16 protein-coding genes are annotated in these 16,260 nt (G+C 45.3%); 12 read left to right on the forward strand and 4 right to left on the reverse strand.

The window, feature by feature from the left end; all coding sequences use genetic code 11:
- The first annotated feature begins 132 nt into the window (after positions 1–132).
- Genes LEPBO_RS0127605 through LEPBO_RS0127615 form a run of 3 tightly spaced genes read left to right on the forward strand, consistent with a single transcriptional unit; the run spans position 133 to position 3,065 of the window.
- Positions 133–816, forward strand: a complete 684-nt coding sequence (locus tag LEPBO_RS0127605) for a glutathione S-transferase family protein (protein WP_017290829.1) — start codon at positions 133–135, stop codon at positions 814–816.
- Between the two features lie 12 nt (positions 817–828).
- Positions 829–1,689: a CmcJ/NvfI family oxidoreductase gene (locus tag LEPBO_RS0127610; RefSeq protein WP_017290830.1), complete on the forward strand. Its 861-nt coding sequence runs from the start codon at positions 829–831 to the stop codon at positions 1,687–1,689.
- Positions 1,690–1,709: 20 nt separating this feature from the next.
- On the forward strand, positions 1,710–3,065 hold the full coding sequence (locus LEPBO_RS0127615) for an LLM class flavin-dependent oxidoreductase (RefSeq protein ID WP_017290831.1): 1,356 nt from the start codon (positions 1,710–1,712) through the stop codon (positions 3,063–3,065).
- Between the two features lie 101 nt (positions 3,066–3,166).
- On the opposite strand, the gene LEPBO_RS0127620 is transcribed toward LEPBO_RS0127615, so the two are convergent.
- Both LEPBO_RS0127620 and LEPBO_RS0127625 read right to left on the reverse strand, forming a co-directional pair.
- Complete coding sequence (locus LEPBO_RS0127620) at positions 3,167–3,508, reverse strand: DOPA 4,5-dioxygenase family protein (RefSeq protein WP_017290832.1); 342 nt, start codon at positions 3,506–3,508, stop codon at positions 3,167–3,169.
- A 22-nt stretch (positions 3,509–3,530) separates the two neighbouring features.
- Positions 3,531–3,932 (reverse strand): MarR family winged helix-turn-helix transcriptional regulator, encoded by a 402-nt coding sequence (locus LEPBO_RS0127625; protein ID WP_242044261.1) that lies wholly within the window; start codon positions 3,930–3,932, stop codon positions 3,531–3,533.
- Between the two features lie 585 nt (positions 3,933–4,517).
- On the opposite strand from LEPBO_RS0127625, the gene LEPBO_RS0127630 reads away from it, so the two are divergent.
- The 9 genes from LEPBO_RS0127630 (at position 4,518) to LEPBO_RS0127670 (ending at position 13,483) form a co-directional block, all read left to right on the forward strand.
- On the forward strand, positions 4,518–5,357 hold the full coding sequence (locus LEPBO_RS0127630) for an NADPH-dependent oxidoreductase (RefSeq protein ID WP_017290834.1): 840 nt from the start codon (positions 4,518–4,520) through the stop codon (positions 5,355–5,357).
- A 16-nt stretch (positions 5,358–5,373) separates the two neighbouring features.
- Positions 5,374–6,183 carry a class I SAM-dependent methyltransferase gene (locus tag LEPBO_RS0127635; RefSeq protein ID WP_017290835.1) on the forward strand — a complete coding sequence of 270 codons (810 nt, stop codon included), beginning with the start codon at positions 5,374–5,376 and terminating at the stop codon, positions 6,181–6,183.
- Between the two features lie 38 nt (positions 6,184–6,221).
- The gene (locus LEPBO_RS0127640) at positions 6,222–7,310 is read left to right on the forward strand and encodes an aliphatic sulfonate ABC transporter substrate-binding protein (RefSeq protein WP_017290836.1); all 1,089 of its coding nucleotides are present in this window, start codon (positions 6,222–6,224) and stop codon (positions 7,308–7,310) included.
- Between the two features lie 257 nt (positions 7,311–7,567).
- Complete coding sequence (locus tag LEPBO_RS42515) at positions 7,568–7,798, forward strand: hypothetical protein (RefSeq protein ID WP_017290837.1); 231 nt, start codon at positions 7,568–7,570, stop codon at positions 7,796–7,798.
- A gap of 18 nt (positions 7,799–7,816) precedes the next feature.
- On the forward strand, positions 7,817–8,983 hold the full coding sequence (locus LEPBO_RS0127650; protein ID WP_017290838.1) for a YeeE/YedE family protein: 1,167 nt from the start codon (positions 7,817–7,819) through the stop codon (positions 8,981–8,983).
- 2 nt (positions 8,984–8,985) lie between these two features.
- Positions 8,986–10,497: a tetratricopeptide repeat protein gene (locus LEPBO_RS0127655; protein ID WP_144056285.1), complete on the forward strand. Its 1,512-nt coding sequence runs from the start codon at positions 8,986–8,988 to the stop codon at positions 10,495–10,497.
- Between the two features lie 77 nt (positions 10,498–10,574).
- Positions 10,575–11,153, forward strand: a complete 579-nt coding sequence (locus tag LEPBO_RS0127660) for a Uma2 family endonuclease (RefSeq protein WP_017290840.1) — start codon at positions 10,575–10,577, stop codon at positions 11,151–11,153.
- Positions 11,154–11,375: 222 nt separating this feature from the next.
- Positions 11,376–11,669: a hypothetical protein gene (locus LEPBO_RS38490; protein WP_017290841.1), complete on the forward strand. Its 294-nt coding sequence runs from the start codon at positions 11,376–11,378 to the stop codon at positions 11,667–11,669.
- Positions 11,670–12,160: 491 nt separating this feature from the next.
- The gene (locus tag LEPBO_RS0127670; RefSeq protein ID WP_017290842.1) at positions 12,161–13,483 is read left to right on the forward strand and encodes a pentapeptide repeat-containing protein; all 1,323 of its coding nucleotides are present in this window, start codon (positions 12,161–12,163) and stop codon (positions 13,481–13,483) included.
- 120 nt (positions 13,484–13,603) lie between these two features.
- Here LEPBO_RS0127670 and LEPBO_RS0127675 read toward each other — a convergent pair whose 3' ends face one another.
- Both LEPBO_RS0127675 and LEPBO_RS0127680 read right to left on the reverse strand, forming a co-directional pair.
- Complete coding sequence (locus tag LEPBO_RS0127675; protein ID WP_051077826.1) at positions 13,604–15,490, reverse strand: ABC transporter ATP-binding protein; 1,887 nt, start codon at positions 15,488–15,490, stop codon at positions 13,604–13,606.
- Between the two features lie 12 nt (positions 15,491–15,502).
- A complete protein-coding gene (locus LEPBO_RS0127680) occupies positions 15,503–16,174 on the reverse strand; it encodes an HAD family hydrolase (RefSeq protein WP_017290844.1) in 672 nt (223 codons plus the stop codon).
- Positions 16,175–16,260 lie beyond the last annotated feature (86 nt).

Raw genomic sequence — 16,260 nt, forward strand, 5'->3', positions numbered from 1 at the left:
GAATTCCCAAAGAGGCTATGCAATACTTCAAAGTTATTCTACGGTAACACGACCGACAAACCGGATGATGTTCTGAATTAACCTGTCTGGATCGTTACAGCAAAACTGATTTGAACTTTTAGGACATACGCTATGAGTATCCTACAGCTTTACTTCACCCGGCGTTCTACCTTCTCTCAACGCACTCGCGTTGTTTTGGCAGAAAAAAAGATTGAATTTACTCCAGTCGAAATTGATCTTGCCGATAAGCCTACTGATTTTCTCAAGATTTCTCGCTACGGGAAAGTACCTGCGATTAAGCATGGCAATGTTGAACTCTATGAGTCTGCGATCGTCAATGAGTATCTTGATGAGGTCTTCCCAGAACCACCGCTTCTACCCAGTGATCCAGCACAAAGAGCGATCGCACGCATCTGGATCGACTATGCAAATACTCGATTTGTACCTGCGTTTAATAAACTGCTGCGCGGTCACGATGCTCAAGAACAAGAGCAAGGGCGGAGAGAGTTCACAGAAGCGCTCTTGTATATTGAGCAAGAAGGACTCGGCAAACTCTCGAACAATGGCACTTACTGGCTAGGAGAGCAATTTAGCTTAGTTGATATTAGTTTCTATCCGTGGTTTGAACGGTTGCCTCTACTCAATCATTTCCGCAAGTTTGAACTCCCAACAGAAACTCCTCGACTGCAAGCCTGGTGGAAAGAAGTGCAGAATCGTCCTTCTATCCAATCAGTTGCTAATTCTCCTGAATACTACATTGAAAGCTTCACGAAGATTTTAGGCCAACCCACTGTAGTCGGCGCAGTTCAAAAGTAGGAAAGATCCTGTATGAGTAACAGCCAGCTTCTAGATAGACTCCAAGTTGATGAACTTCCTCAAATTGAGGCAAGTTTGAACTACTTGATTCCGATGACACAAAAGCCTGTTTACTATGTTCAGGAAACGCCAGCCGGACAGCCGCAACATAGTGGATCGTTTGAGGCGCGACAAGTAGTCATCCAGAATGCGCGATCGCTCTCGAACTTATCTATCGATCGAGAAGGCTTTCAACTCGTTCATCATCACAGTTCTGTTCAGAATTTCTACGACGATGAAGCCGTTCGCCGCATTTACTATCCTGAAGCTGAAAAGCTGTTAACAGTCTTGACAGGCGCGTTCAAAGTTGTTGTGTTTGATCACAATGTTCGGAATGCACAACGGGCACAACGTCATGAAGACAATGCCAAAGAGCCTGTGAAGCGTGTTCACAACGATTTCACAGCAAAATCTGGTTATAGCCGTGCCAGGCTTGAGCTAGCGGCGCGAGGCGTTGAGAACATTGATGAATTGCTTCAGCATCGATTCAGTGTAGTGAATGTTTGGCGACCGATCGCTGCCCCTGTGCAAGAATCTCCGATCGCAGTTTGTGACGCGCAGAGTCTTGCCTTGACAGATCTCGTTCCACTTGATTTGGTGTACCGAGATCGCATAGGCGAAACTTACGCAATTACCTACAACTCCTTGCATCGTTGGTTCTACTTCCCACAGCAACAGCAACACGAAGTTCTACTGATCAAATGCTTTGATTCCGCAGAAGATGGGCGAGCAAGATTCACTGCTCATAGTGCATTCGACGATCCCACAAGTCCAGTCGATGCACCTTCTCGCAAAAGTATTGAACTGCGAACTTTCATTTTCTATCCCTCATAATCTAGGAGCAAATTGACGAGATGAGCGCAAGAAAACAACTGAGATTAGGCGCTTTTTTGATGAGTTCTGGGCATCACTTAGCAGCATGGCGACACCCAGATGCCAAAGCCGATGGCGGTCTGAGTTTTGAACATTTTAAGCAAGTTTCACAAACCGCAGAGCGCGGAAAATTTGACATGATTTTCTTTGCCGATGGGGTTTCAGTCCGAGATCGCGGAAACATCAACGCGCTGAGTCGAGCAGGACACGTCGCTCATTTTGAACCGCTGACGTTACTGTCTGCTCTCTCAGTTGTCACAGAACGAATCGGTCTAGCTGCAACGGTTTCAACCACCTACAATGAACCTTACCATCTTGCTCGCAAATTCGCTTCATTAGACTATCTCAGCGGTGGTCGAGCAGGCTGGAATCTAGTTACCTCTGCAACGAATGCCGAAGCAAAAAACTTCAACCTCGAAAAGCATCCCGATCATAGTCCTCGCTATCAACGTGCTCGTGAGTTTGTCGAAGTTGTGACAAAGCTCTGGGATAGTTGGGAAGATGATGCTTTCTTAAGGGATAAAGAATCTGGAGTCTACTTTGATCCAGATAAACTACATGTTCCGAACCACAAAGGCGAGTACTTTTCTGTACAAGGTCCATTGAATATTGCTCGTCCGCCTCAAGGCTATCCCGTCATAATTCAAGCAGGTTCTTCTGAGGATGGTAAGAATCTTGCCGCACAGACTGCGGAAGTCATTTTTACAGCACAGCAAACGTTGGAAGATGCTCAAGCATTCTATACAGATGTGAAAGGACGGCTCGCACAGTATGGACGATCGCCTGATCATCTCAAGATCATGCCAGGAATTTTCCCAGTGATTGGACGAACTGAGCAAGAAGCACAAGAGAAATTCGAGCTTTTGCAATCGCTCATTCATCCTTCTGTTGGCTTGGGTCTGCTGACTGGGCTAGTCGGTGGAATTGATCTCTCGAACTATCCAATTGATGAGCCGTTGCCGAATTTGCCTGAGACGGAACTGGCTCAGAGTCGATTAAAGCTAGTTAAAGATCTCGCGCAACGAGAACAGTTAACGATTCGACAGTTGTATCTCGCGATCGCGGGGGCGCGCGGGCATCGGCAAATTGTCGGTACACCGGAATACATTGCAGATCAACTCGAAGAATGGTTTGTCAAGGAAGGCGCAGACGGCTTTAACATCATGCCGCCCTATCTACCGGGTGGCTTAGATGAGTTTGTTGATTTAGTCATTCCTGAATTACAACGTCGGGGATTGTTCCGAACTGAATATGAAGGACAGACCTTGCGAGAAAATCTTGGGCTACCTCGTCCAGAAAACCAACACCGAACAAAAGTGTTAGCATCCATTTCTTGACGAGAATTGTCTGAGGTAGCAGAAAAAGACGCTGTGGTTGCTTTTTACGATGAAGGAAGTAACCGCAGCATTTATTTCAGCACAATGAATGTTGTGAATGGTCAAGATGTCATTTTGCGTAGCGTTTCAATGTTCAACGCGAGTTTTTTCCCGAGCCATAGCGCATGAGCGGTATGATCAGCAACATCATCTCCTGTTGTTGGATGCACTAAGATGTCTAATCCTTCACGATTGAGCATCAGCCATGAAACAATCTCACCAAACTGCTCTGGGGCAAACAACACCTGATACATCGATTGCGGGTGAGGTCCTACATTTGCATCATGCCATCGTCCCAGTTGGACTTCAAAGCGATCTCTCAATCCTTGCCGCACTCGTGCAGCTGCCTCACGACTCTCTGGATTAAAGTAAACATGCGCATGGAAATCTTTGATCTCAGTCATAAGTTATTGAATAGTCAGAACGTTATTCATCAGATAAACCTAGCAAAGGTTCCTCAAAAATCTCATTCAGTAATCCCAAAGCTTCATCAATTTGAGCCACTTGTTCTGCGGTCAAGCTACTGAGCAAATCTGTAATGTAAGCGCGAGTTTGAGCGCGAGTCTGATATAGATGCTGCTTACCTTCCTCGGTCAAATTGAGTACAACTCTGCGGCGTTCTTCTGGGTTGTCATACCGCTCAACATAATTCCGCTGGACGAGCCTTTCTGTATTTGCCGATGCGGTAGCACGAGTTACTCCCAAATGTTCTGCAAGTTCAGATAACGATGCGCCGGGAGTACGATCGAGAAATGCCAGTGTTCGGAACTGCGGAACAGAGAGTTCAGTACTCTTTCGTGCCCGCATATCTGCCCGGAGACAACGCATCACTAATGGAATAACCTCCACTACCTTAGAGGCGCACTGCTCCGAAATCTTTTTCCGAGACAACTTTTTGGCTCCCATGCAACCGACACGCTCCAAATCGCTAACACAAATACGCTCAGAGTGCCATTGTACTGTATCGCCAGGATCTAAATCCACGGAGTACGTATCAGCGTCCCTGAGAGCGTCAGCGCTGGAGAATCCAAAATCTGAATTTCAATTCAAATCTTGGTGAATTTTGCAGAATCTCATCTGTATCTCTTCTATCACAAACACACTCCAACAATTAGAAACACAAATCATCAGAATTACAGATATTTTGTCTTTTAAATACTTTTTTATCCTTAGTAACTATGCGATACTTCGCACAATCTACGGTGAGTTGATTGATTTAAGTAGTACTATAGCAATCTAGCATACCCTATGAAACAGATGTGATGCTTTGTAGCTGTTAGTCTGCCCCAATTTCATAGATAAGTTAGATTGCTATTTTTCTTAAGTTTTTTCAGAAAGGAATACCGACGCATCAACTTGCTGAAATTTCTACAATACCGTGAGGTTCACCTTCATACCTCAATCTATCCTATTATGACACTTGCTCCTGATCTGTCTTCAACTAAAACTTCTCTGTTACGCGATCGCTATGGAACAGCATTCGATTTAGATGCTCCTTGGAGTCGAACTTTATCTGACCTGTTCTCTCATCGCTCAATTCGAGCTTATCTTTCTAAACCGCTACCATCAGATACTCTAGAACTCTTAGTTGCAGCAGCACAATCGGCAGCAACCTCCTCGAATCTACAGACTTGGAGTGTTATTGCAATCACAGATCAAGCTCGTAAAGAACGATTCGCTCAACTTGCAGGCGGACAATCTCATATTCAGCAATGTCCATTGTTTCTGGTCTGGGTAGCAGATCTAGCACGACTTGCTCATATTGCTGAAAATCGCGGGCTACCTCACGAAGGGTTGAACTATCTAGAGATGTTTTTGATGGCTTCGATCGATGCGAGTCTTGCGGCTCAAAATGCTGTCATCGCAGCAGAATCGCTCGGCTTGGGAACAGTCTACATTGGTGCATTGCGAAATCAACCGGAAGCAGTTTCAGCAGAACTTAATTTACCGAAGCATGTCTTTGCTGTATTCGGGTTGTGTGTTGGTTATGCTGATCCTGAAAAGCCAGCAGCGATTAAGCCTCGTTTGCCACAGGAAGCTGTTCTGCATCAGGAGCAGTACAGTTTAGAGATTCAAAACGAAGCGATCGAGCACTATGACGAAACGATGACTCGCTTTTACGCAGAGCAGCAGATGAATACGCCTGGAAATTGGTCACAGCATTCTGTCGATCGCATTGCGACTCCAGAATCGCTGCGAAATCGCGCTCAACTGCGTGAGTTTCTGAATAATTTAGGGTTTGAGCTACGTTAATTTAGAGGTTTTTCAGATGGTTACTACCTACGATCCGACTTTATTTCAGGGCGCAGCTTCGTACTATGTGCGCTATCGATCTCGCTATCCTCAAAGTCTATTTGATCGAATCGCCGATCACTTTCAACTCAGCCCTCAAGAACGCCTGTTAGATCTTGGCTGTGGAGCAGGATTAGTTGCAATTCCATTTAGCGATCGCTTTCGGGAAGTCGTCGCGATTGATCCCGATGCTGACATGCTCAAAGAAGCTCAGGCAGAAGCAGAAAGAACAGGGGTCAATAACATTCACTGGATTCACGATCGGGCAGAATCGCTTTCTGAAGAACTTGGTCAATTTCGACTGGCAACATTTGGGCGATCGTTTCACTGGATGCAGCGGGAACTCGTTGCGGAAAAATTGCGATCGCTGCTCACTGATGATGGCGGAATTGTCATTCTCAAAACGGGCGATGATCCCTGGAATAGTCAGCTACCTTGGAAGAAAACAGCAATTTCTGTAGTCAAGCGATGGCTTGGAGATCAGCGGCGCACAGGGCAAGCAGGACAGGGCACCTGGAAATCTCTAGACGTGCCTCATGATGTGGTGTTAGAGACAGCAGGATTTACACAGCACACTACGATCGAAGTCACTTTTGAGAAAACCTGGACAGTGGATTCGTATTTAGGTTACCTCTATTCAACCGCGTTCGCGCTTCCTTCTTTTTTTGGGGAGAACCGCGAAGAATTTGAGGCAGATCTCAAAAAATCATTGTTTGAGATTGAATCATCTGGCAACTTCACTGAAGTACTATCTGCTGCTGCACTGATTGCGCAAAAAAGTAAGTAATTCGTCTTCAATTATCTATCTATCTTGGAGTTTGTACAATGAGATCAAGAATTAAGATCCATCGTCGTCAGTTTGTTCGCATTGTGCTGCCTGGTTTAGTCGGAGTTTCAACCGCAGCATTGGGCAGTTGTGGCAAGCCAGCTTCGACTGTCTCTAGTTCTCCCAATGCAGCAACTAATATTGCTGCCAATACTGGCTCTAGCATCGGCTCTGGAATCAAAACGAAGGTAATTCGCCTAGGCTTTCAGCAAGCAGGAGACTTAGTAAAAGTTACCGGGGTCTTAGAGAAACGATTAGAGCCATTAGGTGTCAAAGTTGAGTGGGCACAATTTGTCCAAGGTCCACAACTCATGGAAGCAATGAATGTGGATAAGATCGACTTAGGATCAGTTGGTGAAACGCCGCCTATTTTTGCTCAAGCAGCGGGAGCACAAATCGTTTATGTTGTCGGCTCAAAAACCACGCCCCAAACTGGAAAAAGCAGTATTATCGCTGTTCCGCCGGAGTCTCCCATCCAAAAAATTGAAGATATCAAAGGACAAGAAGTTTATTTTCAGAAAGCTTCAGCCTCTCACTACTTTATCTTGGTCGCACTAAAAGAAGCAGGACTAAGCATCAAAGATATCAAAGTCAGAAGTATCCCCAATGTAGAAGCACGAGCCGCATTTATTGAAGGTAAAGTACCTGTATGGGTGTCGGGCGATCCTCACTACGCGATCGCAGAAAAGCTCGGTCGAATTCGGGTGCTTCGAGATTCCGTCGGAACGAACTCGCCCGGTGGTTACTATGTCGGTCGGCGAAAGTTTGCTGAGGAAAATCCTGAATTGCTTAAGATTGTCATTGAAGAGATTGACAAAATTGAGCAGTGGGCAGAGGCAAATCGAACCGATGCAGCTAAGCTCATTGCACCCGAACAAAAACTTGATTTAGATGTCATGCAGAAAGTGATTGATCGGCGCACATTTGGACGCAGAGCGATTAGCCCAGACCTGATTAGGGATCAGCAACGTGTCGTCGATGTGTTCTTTGAAAATGCGTTGATTCCTAAGAGGGTCAATGTTCAAGATGCATTGTTACCCTCTGATCTCTATGCTGCAATCACGCCACAAAACATCAGCCAACGCTAAGAATAGCAAGCTAGACATTGCGAGTTCTGGGTAGAGCTTTGAAGAAATTGAATCTCAGCTATCGCTGCACTCTGGTAAAGGTTTTGGACAAGTTTAGAGCAAATTGATTAAAAACTCCGGTTTAACGGTAGATTTTTCGGTGTTTGATGCCTGTTTATGAGAGAATGGCGTGAGAATACACTTTTCACGCCTTTGTTGAATGACTCCTTTTGAGAAGAATCAACAACCTAAGCTCTTTATGACACGAGGATCAATCTATGAAACTCAGCACTTGGACAGCAAGAATTTTCGCAATGTTGGCAACTTTCACGGTGTTTTCAGCGCTTGCTCAGAGCGGGGTCGCAATTTTTCTCTTTTCCCCTAGCTTCACTCTCCATATCTCTAATCTTCCCCAAGTCCAGATCGCTAGTTGCTATCCTACAGAGCCAGAACCGAGTCCCTCTCCTACTCCGAGTCCTGCTCCGGCTCCAAAATTTCAGCTTATATAGATTTAGCAGGATTGACCTATGAGCAGTGTTGAACTTTCTCTACCGCGCTCGTCGCAACCTCGCCCACAGCGGTTAGGCGTGCTGGTAATTTTAGCGATCGCAGTTGCCGCTGCAATCGGACTGACTTTGTTTGGATGGCGGCAGAGCGTTTTATTTCTGATTGGTGGATTGTTTGGAATCAGCTTGTATCATGCAAGTTTCGGTTTTGCTTCTGCTTATCGGAGACTCTTTGTTTATGGCGATGTGAATGGAGTCTTGTCTCAAGTTTTGATGCTTGCGATCGCGACTGTGTTGTTTGTACCGTTCCTCGCAACTGGGTCTTTCTTGGGACAACCGATTGAAGGAGCCGTTGCACCCGTTGCTGTTCAAGGCGCGATTGGAGCATTTCTATTTGGGATTGGAATGCAATTAGGGAGCGGGTGCGCTTGTGGAACGCTATACACGATCGGGGGTGGCAGTAGCGGTATGGTGTTGACATTGCTGACATTTGGAATTGGTTCTTTCTGGGCAAGTCTCACTGGAGGTGTTTGGGCAGGATTGCCGAGATTGAATCCAATTTCTTTGGTTAACACTTGGGGTTGGGCTGGTGGTGCAATTCAGCTCGCAGTCTTGGGATTGATTGCGTTTGTGCTTTGGAAGCGACGGGATACGACTCCCTCTGTGCAGCGATCGTTCTCATTGCTGTATGGTCCTTGGTCGTTGGTTTGGGGCGCGATCGCGCTTGCTGTTCTAAACTGGTTGACGCTACTTGTTGCTGGAAGACCTTGGGGCGTGACCTGGGGCTTTACGCTCTGGACAGCGAAGATCGCTCAATTCTTAGGGTGGAATCCAGCAGCGAGTGCATTTTGGAGTAAAGGATTTGGAGCAGACGCTTTACAAAAAAGTGTCTTCGCAGATCCAATTTCTGTGACTAATTTCGGTGTGATTGTAGGAGCCGCACTCGCAGCAACTTTAGCAGGAAAGTTAGCAGTTAAAAAACCTCAATCAAGGTTAGCGATCGCGGCTGCGTTGATCGGCGGTTTGATGATGGGCTATGGTGCAAGGCTTGCATTTGGTTGTAATGTTGGTGCTTACTTTGGCGGGATTGCATCAACTAGCTTACATGGTTGGCTTTGGATTGTGTTTGCGCTCTTGGGGACGGGAATTGGCGTGAAGGTGCGATCGCTGTTTCAACTCTCAAATTAATCATGCGATGGATTGTCCTGTTGGCGATGATATTAGGCTTGTTGATAGCTCCGGTAGGGAGCTTTCTGCCTGGTGCTCACCACAGGACAAGTCACACCATTTCTACAGGTTCAGTGCTTGCCCAGTACTATTTTAATCAAGGATTATTCTTTGCTTACGGTTTCAATTATGCAGAAGCTTATCGATCGTTTCAGACCGCTGTAAAGCTCGATTCTCATTGTGCGATGTGCTACTGGGGAATGGCTTATGTGTTGGGTTCAAATATCAATACTGAAATGCCAACAGATCGAATGCCACTCGCTTGGGAAACGGTGCAGAAAGCGGTTTCACTCCAAAATACGGTTACTTTAGCAGAACGGACATATATTCAAGCATTATCAAAGCGATATACAGCTAGTTTGAACTACGATCGCGCTTCTCTCAATCTTGCTTATGCCAATGCAATGCGCGAAGTTGCTCAGAGCTATCCGGCTGATTTAGATGCCGCAACACTCTTCGCTGAAGCTTTGATGGATACTACGCCTTGGAACTATTGGCAGAACAATGGCAAGCCAAAACCAGAGGGGCAAGAAATTCTTGACACACTGCAATCCGTTCTAGAACAAGATCGCAACCACATCGGAGCATTACATTTCTACATTCATGCAGTAGAAGAAAAGCATCCAGAACTCGCGATCGCGGTTGCGGATCGACTGCGGGATTTACATCTTCCGCTGGGGCATCTCGTTCATATGCCGTCTCACATCTATCTAAGAGTTGGGCGCTATCAAGATGCAGTGCGAAGTAATCAAGACGCGATCGCAGTTGACCAAAAAACACGAACGCAGAATGGGATTTACCGATTCGCTTACATGCCGCACAATCAGCACTTTCTCTGGTACGCGGCTACACTCGCCGGAGAACAACAGATCGCGCTTCAAGCTGCGGAACAGACTGCAAAACTGGTTGATCCCAATTTGCTACGAAAACCAGGTTATGGAACCTTGCAACACTATTTGTCGATTCCTCTGTATGCTTGGGTCAAATTTGGACAATGGAATAAAATTCTTGTTCAACCTGCTCCTGAAGCTGATTTAGCTTATCCTACAGGCGTTTGGCACTATGCGCGAGGATTAGCATGGGCACATCAAAATGAGGTGCAGAAAACAGAAATAGAACTAAAACAATTAAGAGCGATCGCGTTGAGTCCAGCTCTAAATGGCGTAACAATTTGGGATGTGAACACTACGGCAGATTTGCTAGAAATTGGGTCTGAAGTTTTAGCAGCAGAGATTGCGTCAAGATGGGGAGAGATTGAGCCAGCGATCGAATGGTTGAGAAGTGCGATCGCGAAAGAAGATCAACTTACCTATGATGAGCCTGCGCCTTGGCATTCTCCAGTGCGGCAATCGTTGGGTGCTTTGTTGCTGGTGCAGAAGCGATCGGTAGAAGCGGCACAAGTATTTCGAGAAGATTTGGCAATCTATCCGAATAATGTTTGGTCGCTTCAAGGATTGGCACGTAGTTTGAAGTGAATGGTGATTTAAGGTATCGCGACAGCTGCGTATATCATGAAAGAATCAACCAGAGCCGTGGAAGTTGAAACCTCGCCATGACACAGGCACTCGAACAGCGAATCTATACTCCTGAAGAGTATCTTGAGCTTGAACTGGCTTCTGAGACTCGCAGCGAATACTGCAATGGAGAAATAATTCCGATGACCGGAGGGACTCCTGATCACAATGAGTTGGCAATTAACCTCGCATCCTTGCTGAAATCTACTCTGCGAGGAAAGCCTTATCGCATTTTTGCGACAGATCAACGGCTTTGGATTCCTGCTCGCAATCTCTACACTTATCCTGATGTAATGGTAACTGAAAAGCCTTTACAACTTCAGACCGGGCGAACTGATACGGTGATTAATCCCTGCTTCATCGCTGAAGTGCTATCTAAATCAACGCAAGATTATGATCACGGGGATAAGTTTTCTGCTTACCGCACGATCGAGAGCTTCCGCGAATATTTGATGATTGATCAATACAGCGTTCACATCGAACACTACGTTAAAACGGCTGCCCATCAATGGCTACTCTCCGAATATGACGATCCGAGTGTCACGTTGACTTTGAGAACGTTTGACGCTCAAATCCAAATCGCTGCGCTTTATGAGAATATCGAGTTTGATCGTTGATAGAACTTAAGCACCAGCTTTGGAAGCTCAAATGCGAAGTGAACGAGAAGCCTATCAAGAGGGTTGAGGCACCTGTGGAACATCCTGAAATCACCGAATAACAACGCAATCTCGAAGGAAACGCAACCCAATGAGCCAAATTCAGGCACTCCACCAACATGCAATGGATTTAGCTGAAGCAGCAGCAGTCGCCCGTTAGGTGAGACTGAACAGGCTGTACAATTGACGCGACAAGCGTTTGAACAAGAAGCCGAAGCTGCATCGCTCATTGCCGAAACTCTTGATGCGGAACCGACTCGTTCTGTGCTTCATTGCAGTGCTGCATCGCTCGCGATCGAATCTGGCGAATTCCAAACCGCAGAACGTCTGATTGCGATCACGTTATCCGGGAACCCACGACCAGAAATCGCGGAAGAACTCAAGGATTTATTCATCCAAATCAACTTAAACCAATATTTGAAGCGTCAGGGTATCGATCTCGATATCAATGAATTGCGAGAGTTGGTCAATCAATAACGCAAATCGCCAAGATGCCTGTGAAGGTGGGTTGACTGTTGATCGTCGATTTACCTGCAAGCCGAAGAAAAAATAAATGAGAAAACTCCGAAGCGATCGATTAATTGCGATCGAGAATCAAGCTTCGACATACATTTAGGAGTCAGGGATCAGACTTTAGCTCCTGTGTTTTCAGTTGCTTATTCCTTAACTCAAAGGCAACCTCAGAAATAGATGGTAAAGATTTACTGAAGGAATAGAAATTCGCTTCATCAACAAGGTTATTATCCAAACTACACATCCGTATAACGTGCCGTATACGGGTGTTATACGGCTATTCGTCTGCCTAATCACCCATTTTGGGATGTTATCCAGGATAGAAAGGGCTGGATCTGTCTAAAAATAAGTTAGACAGCAAAATCAAGCGGAGTATAAGCTTGTTAAGCATGCATAGAGGAGATCCTTAAGATTCGGTATTGATTTAATTAATCTTCTCTTCAAAGGCGGTTTAAATGTCCAATAATCAATGCTTGGTTGATATTCTCAAGAAAGGTAGTGGATACTGGAATTCTTGGCGTTTAGAAAATCCTGAGAAAAAGCTTATTGTTGGAAATATAAATTTCCGAGGACAAGATCTTAATGGCTTAGATTTACAGGGCGCAAACCTTAATGGCATAGACTTTAGTGGTGCAAATCTTCGTGAGATAAATCTTCAGCAAGCTAATCTTTTTCAAGCTGACTTTAGAGAAACTAGCCTTGAAGATGTTGATTTTAGTTCTTCTAATCTAACTAATGCTTATCTGAACAATTTGGATCTTCGTGGTACTAAATTTCTAGCAGCCCAACTTGACGGTGCAAATCTTCAAAAGAGTAACTTGCAAGGTGTTAATTTAGAGAGAACTTTGTCACGAGGGACAAACTTTTACGAGGCAAATTTAGAGAAATCCCATTTTTATCAAGCAGCACTTCATCAAGCAGATCTAAGTTTTGCAAAACTTAATTCCGCGAATCTTGTTCAAGCAGGACTTATCAGATCAGATCTTAGCAATTCAGATCTAAGTGAAGCAGACTTAACTGAGGCAGAATTGGTTGGAGCTTGGTTAAGAAACACAAAGTTCTGTAAGGCAAATCTCACAAGAGCTAAACTCTTGAATTCGCAACTTAGTGAAGCAGATTTTGCAAAAGCTACTTTAGTGGATTGTTGGGTGTATGGTATTTCAGCTTGGGAGATTAAAAACTTAGACACAGCAACTCAAAAGAACTTGATTATTACTCGCGACGATGAACCAATTATTACAGTAGATGATCTGGAAATTGCTCAATTCATTCACATATTGCTGAGCAATCAGAAAATTCGTAGAGTTATTGATACGATTACATCAAAGGTCGTGTTGATACTTGGACGTTTCACGTCCGAGAGAAAGGCTATTCTAGATGCTCTTCGTGAAGAACTCCGTAATCGAAATTATTCATCAGTAGTTTTTGATTTTGAGAAACCTTCTGAGCGAGATTTGACTGAAACTGTATCTACCCTTGCTCATCTCTCACGATTTGTGATTGCAGATATTACAGATGCAAAGAGCATACCGCAAGAACTCCAACGAATAATACCTTCTTTACCTTCACTCCCAATTCAGCCAATCATTCTTGATTCACAACATGAGTATGCCATGTTTAGGGACTTTGGGGCTTATCGGTCTGTTTTGCCACCTCACCGTTATCAATGTATAGAGCAGTTGATAGTTTCTCTTGATGAGAAAGTCATTGCTCCAGCGTTAGAACGGGCACAGGAAATTGCCAAACAACGTAGAGACTTTGAAGCTCATTTTAAGTGACTTTGAATCGCGCTCTTCGGTATTGTCTAACAACCTAAAAAGTCCCGATGTAGATATGAAAGGTGCTGATAGCCGCTCAACCGGAACGTTATCCTACGCTATTTTCAGAGATCGCATCACTCATCCTCGTACCTGTCCATTCTGCGTTGCCTCGATCGGTAAAAATCCACCCGCTTGCATTCTCCATAACTTATAGTAAGCGCCCTTCCGATTCAGCAAAGCATCATGCGTTCCATCTTCAATGATGCGACCTTGATCAAACACCAAAATTCGATCGAGATGCGCGATCGTAGACAGCCGATGCGCCACCACAATCACCGTTTTATTATCCATTGCTAAATCCAGCGTCTCCTGGATTGCTTTCTCAGTAATCGAATCCAAACTCGAAGTCGCCTCATCCAAAATCAGGATTGGTGCATCTTTAAGAATCACTCGGGCTATAGCAATTCGCTGCCGCTGTCCCCCCGATAACTTAACGCCCCGTTCTCCCACCAAAGAATCATATCCCTCTGGCATCGGCACAATAAAATCATGGGCATGAGCTTTCCGCGTTGCCTCGATCACCTCTGCTTCCGTTGCATCCAAACGCCCATAGCGAATGTTCTCCCGCAACGTGCGGTGAAACAACGAAGGATCTTGAGGAATCAGGCTAATCTGCGCGTGCAGAGCATCCTGAGTCATATCCCGAATATCCACACCATCAATCAAAACTTGTCCCGATTGCGGATCAAACAACCGCAAAATCAGATTCACAAAAGTCGATTTTCCAGACCCAGAAAAGCCCACCAGTCCAACCCGTTCTCCCGGTTGAATCGTAATCGAGAGATTGTCAAACACAGGCTTTTCTGGCGAATAGCTAAACTGCACCTGCCGAAACTCAATCTGACCTTGCACAATGGTGGGCGCGATCGCAGTGTCTCGATCGACAATCTCGTGCGGTTGAACGATCGTGGAAACACCATTGATCACATTGCCAATATGCTCAAAAAATTCCAGAAATCGCTTGCTCAAATTTCGAGCTTCACTAATAATCAACAGTGACAAACTCGTTGCCACCACAAAATCAGCCGCCGCAATCTTGCCCTGACTCCAGAGCAAGAGCGAATAGTAAAGCGTCCCAATTTTCAAAATCGCAGCAGAAATAAACTGAAACCAGCGAATTCGTTCAGAATACCAATTAGACTTTCTGACTTCGATTAGTTCACGCCGTAATTGCTCATTCAAATAACGGCGTTCAAACCCCAGACGCGCAAAAAGCTTAGTGCTAACCAGATTTGTTACCGCATCGACAATCATCCCGGTTGTTTCACTTCGAGCCGCAGCAGCACCACGAGCATAGATTCGGCAACGAGTCGCAAGCCAGAAGGAAATACCAATAAACGCAACTGCCCACACTCCAACAAATGCCGCGAGAGGCGGATAGGCACGATAGAGCAACACGACAGCAACAACATATCCCACAATCACCGGCAAAAATTCTGTGATTGCCATTTGCATCGTCTGCGTTACGCCTAAGGAAGCTTCACTAATCCGATGCGCCAACGCTCCAGAAAAACTACTACTGAGATACCGATGAGAATGCTGTTGCAAATAGGCATAGAGAGATCGAACAATATGTTGACGATGAATTGGATGGAGAATGGTTTGCAACAATCCGGCAGACCGTCCGAACACCACTTCTCCCACACTCAACGCGGCAAATAGCATCAACGGTTGTCTCACCGTCTCAAAGATCAGACGACTATCTCCCGTCGATCGCGTCACACTACGAATAATTTCCCCGATCGCATAGGGCAACATAATGCCGCAAGTGGAATGGATAATCTCCAGAACCACCATTGCCACATACCACCAGCGAAACTGATTCACAAAATAGCAAATGAATCGAAACGCGGTGGTTGGTAAAGGGGGCGCTTCCGTAGCCCTTTGGAATGGTTGAGCAGAACGAGAATGTTTGAGGAAAGAACGGCGACTTGCAAAGCGAGAAAAGGCAACGCGGCGGTTCAATGCAGACTCTCCCTAGTTGTTGTCAAACTGTTGCAGAATGGCAGGAATCTCATTCAGATTGTCAATGGTGGCATCGGCGATTGGCTTTTCTAACCAATAGAAATCTTGTTTCCAAATCGTTTTCATCCCAACCCCTTTTGCCCCCTCAATATCTGCTTTTGGATGATCCCCAACAAAAACACTGTTTTGGGCAGTGGCTCCTAATCGAGCTAAAGCTCGCGAAAAAATCTCAGGCTCCGGTTTTCTGACTTGTTCAACTTCTGAGATGAGGATGGTATCAAAGTAATCTCGAATTTCCAATCCATCGATCGAACGATTCTGAACATGCCCTAACCCATTGGTCACAATCCCTAACAAGTACCCTTGTAGTTTCAACTGGTACAACGTTTCGGTGAGAAAAGGAAACGGAATACAATGCCACTGAAACTGAGTTTCGTAATCCTCAAGCAAAGCTTGCCAACGAATCGTCTCAATGCCAAATTCTACAACCAGGGCTTGATAAACCTGATCTTTCCAAACTCGACCATGACAGTCTAGCTCAATAAATCGACTGACATAATCCGCTTTAGAGACGTGATTGAAAGAGCGAGAGAGTCGATCGTACTGGGCTGCAATGAACTGCTGAACCGATGCATTGCGATCGAGCAAAGTATCATCCAAATCAAACAGAATTGATTTCACCATTTACCGCACAGCATCCCCTCGACGGTATTCAGCCGTAATGTCATCTAATTTTTGTTTCAAGTTTTCATCCAATTTGACCTTGATCG

The sequence above is a fragment of the Leptolyngbya boryana PCC 6306 genome (genome assembly GCF_000353285.1).
Taxonomy (GTDB): domain Bacteria; phylum Cyanobacteriota; class Cyanobacteriia; order Leptolyngbyales; family Leptolyngbyaceae; genus Leptolyngbya; species Leptolyngbya boryana.

What these genes read in the sequence shown, in the direction of transcription:
- LEPBO_RS0127605 (WP_017290829.1), top strand. Translation starts at nt 133, where the DNA reads ATGAGTATCCTACAGCTTTACTTCACCCGGCGTTCTACCTTCTCTCAA.
- LEPBO_RS0127610 (WP_017290830.1), top strand. Translation starts at nt 829, where the DNA reads ATGAGTAACAGCCAGCTTCTAGATAGACTCCAAGTTGATGAACTTCCT.
- LEPBO_RS0127615 (WP_017290831.1), top strand. Translation starts at nt 1,710, where the DNA reads ATGAGCGCAAGAAAACAACTGAGATTAGGCGCTTTTTTGATGAGTTCT.
- LEPBO_RS0127620 (WP_017290832.1), bottom strand. Translation starts at nt 3,508, where the DNA reads ATGACTGAGATCAAAGATTTCCATGCGCATGTTTACTTTAATCCAGAG.
- LEPBO_RS0127625 (WP_242044261.1), bottom strand. Translation starts at nt 3,932, where the DNA reads ATGCGTTGTCTCCGGGCAGATATGCGGGCACGAAAGAGTACTGAACTC.
- LEPBO_RS0127630 (WP_017290834.1), top strand. Translation starts at nt 4,518, where the DNA reads ATGACACTTGCTCCTGATCTGTCTTCAACTAAAACTTCTCTGTTACGC.
- LEPBO_RS0127635 (WP_017290835.1), top strand. Translation starts at nt 5,374, where the DNA reads ATGGTTACTACCTACGATCCGACTTTATTTCAGGGCGCAGCTTCGTAC.
- LEPBO_RS0127640 (WP_017290836.1), top strand. Translation starts at nt 6,222, where the DNA reads ATGAGATCAAGAATTAAGATCCATCGTCGTCAGTTTGTTCGCATTGTG.
- LEPBO_RS42515 (WP_017290837.1), top strand. Translation starts at nt 7,568, where the DNA reads ATGAAACTCAGCACTTGGACAGCAAGAATTTTCGCAATGTTGGCAACT.
- LEPBO_RS0127650 (WP_017290838.1), top strand. Translation starts at nt 7,817, where the DNA reads ATGAGCAGTGTTGAACTTTCTCTACCGCGCTCGTCGCAACCTCGCCCA.
- LEPBO_RS0127655 (WP_144056285.1), top strand. Translation starts at nt 8,986, where the DNA reads ATGCGATGGATTGTCCTGTTGGCGATGATATTAGGCTTGTTGATAGCT.
- LEPBO_RS0127660 (WP_017290840.1), top strand. Translation starts at nt 10,575, where the DNA reads ATGACACAGGCACTCGAACAGCGAATCTATACTCCTGAAGAGTATCTT.
- LEPBO_RS0127670 (WP_017290842.1), top strand. Translation starts at nt 12,161, where the DNA reads ATGTCCAATAATCAATGCTTGGTTGATATTCTCAAGAAAGGTAGTGGA.
- LEPBO_RS0127680 (WP_017290844.1), bottom strand. Translation starts at nt 16,174, where the DNA reads ATGGTGAAATCAATTCTGTTTGATTTGGATGATACTTTGCTCGATCGC.